Origin of the sequence: Grimontia celer (assembly GCF_900055185.1) — a bacterium.
In the GTDB taxonomy this organism is placed as follows: Bacteria; Pseudomonadota; Gammaproteobacteria; order Enterobacterales; family Vibrionaceae; genus Enterovibrio; species Enterovibrio celer.
Map to the genome: position 1 here is coordinate 1 of NZ_FIZX01000019.1, position 1,509 is coordinate 1,509.

Annotated in this window: 1 protein-coding gene; it reads right to left on the reverse strand. The window is 53.9% G+C overall.

The genetic code is table 11. The annotated features are described in order from the left end of the window. Positions 1-765: AadA family aminoglycoside 3''-O-nucleotidyltransferase (locus GCE9029_RS25175; protein WP_062667976.1), on the reverse strand; the 765-nt coding region annotated here is incomplete at its 3' end. Positions 766-1,509: the final 744 nt, after the last annotated feature.

The window sequence follows — 1,509 nt, forward strand, 5'->3', positions numbered from 1 at the left end:
GCCTTTCACGTAATGCACAAATTCTTCCAGCTGATCCGCACGGCTGGCCAGACGATCTTCTTCCTGGCCCAGATACGCCTGACGCGCTTCCAGAATCACCGGCTGATACTGCGCCGGCAGACGTTCCATGGCCCAATCCGCCGCCACATCTTTCGGCGCAATTTTGCCGGTCACCGCGCTATACCAAATACGGCTCAGGGTCAGCACCACGTTGCGTTCATCACCCGCCCAATCCGGCGGGCTGTTCCACAGGGTCAGGGTTTCGTTCAGCGCTTCAAACAGGTCCTGTTCCGGCACCGGATCAAACAGTTCTTCCGCTGCCGGACCAACCAGCGCCACGCTATGTTCACGCGCTTTGGTCAGCAGAATGGCCAGATCGATATCAATGGTCGCCGGTTCAAAAATGCCGGCCAGAATATCGTTACGCTGCCATTCGCCAAACTGCAGCTCACGTTTCGCCGGATAACGCCACGGAATAATGTCATCATGCACCACGATGGTCACTTCCACCGCACGCAGAATTTCGCTTTCACCCGGGCTCGCGCTGGTTTCCAGCAGATCGTTAATCAGCGCACGACGGGTGGTTTCATCCAGACGCACGGTCACGGTCACCAGCAGATCAATATCGCTATGCGGTTTCAGGCCGCCATCCACCGCGCTGCCATACAGATGCACGGCCAGCAGGGTCGGTTCCAGATGACGTTCAATCACGCCCACCACTTCAGACAGCTGGGTGCTCACTTCCGCAATCACCGCTTCACGCATAATGTTCAGTTTGGTTTTCGGACGGCTGCCCTGCTGGGTCACATCGTTGCTGCTCCACAGCATCAGGCAACGGCCCACCGCATAACGCGCCTGCTGTTTGCTCGCACGCGGCATGCTCTGCACGCCAAAAAAGCAATCATAGCACGCCATAAACACCGCCACCGCACCATTACCGCCGCTACGTTCGGTCAGGGTACGGCTCCAATTACGGCTACGCATACTCTTCCTTTTTCAATATTATTGAAGCATTTATCAGGGTTATTGTCTCATGAGCGGATACATATTTGAATGTATTTAGAAAAATAAACAAATAGGGGTTCCGCGCACATTTCCCCGAAAAGTGCCACCTAAATTGTAAGCGTTAATATTTTGTTAAAATTCGCGTTAAATTTTTGTTAAATCAGCTCATTTTTTAACCAATAGGCCGAAATCGGCAAAATCCCTTATAAATCAAAAGAATAGACCGAGATAGGGTTGAGTGGCCGCTACAGGGCGCTCCCATTCGCCATTCAGGCTGCGCAACTGTTGGGAAGGGCGTTTCGGTGCGGGCCTCTTCGCTATTACGCCAGCTGGCGAAAGGGGGATGTGCTGCAAGGCGATTAAGTTGGGTAACGCCAGGGTTTTCCCAGTCACGACGTTGTAAAACGACGGCCAGTGAGCGCGACGTAATACGACTCACTATAGGGCGAATTGAGTGAAGGCCGTCAAGGCCTAGGCGCGCCGGATCCCCCGGGCCATACTAGT